We start from the raw sequence: 404 nt of genomic DNA on the forward strand, positions 1-404 counted from the left end.
ATGGCGACGAATTCTAGGTCCGCTGCACTATGGACGCTTAGGTCTGTGCCTTTAGGGAAGTACTGCCTTAGTAGTCCGTTGGTGTTTTCATTGGTGCCTCGCTGCCACGGCGAGCCAGGATCGCAGAAGAACACGGGACAGTTTGTCGCTACAGAAAAGGCCTTATGGCAGGCCATTTCACTTCCTTGGTCCCAGGTAAGTGAGCCTTTGAGATGATCTGGCAAGCCAGCGATCGCTTTAGTAAGTGCTTCATTTACTTCGGTAGCATTATGCCCATTAGGTAGATGCAGCAAGATGACATAGCGCGTGGTTCGTTCTACGAGAGTTCCAATTGCAGACTTATTGCCCGCGCCTAGAATGAGGTCGCCTTCCCAATGACCTGGTACTGCTCGGTCATCTACTTC

At 51.2% G+C, this 404-nt stretch carries 1 protein-coding gene; it reads right to left on the reverse strand.

Annotation, left to right across the window (positions count from 1 at the left end; all coding sequences use genetic code 11):
* Positions 1-404, reverse strand: a 404-nt coding sequence (locus tag QP324_RS11900; RefSeq protein WP_284816188.1) for an IS30 family transposase, incomplete at both ends; no start/stop codon positions are given.

The organism is Corynebacterium sp. UMB0012 (assembly GCF_030216265.1).
Taxonomy (GTDB): domain Bacteria; phylum Actinomycetota; class Actinomycetes; order Mycobacteriales; family Mycobacteriaceae; genus Corynebacterium.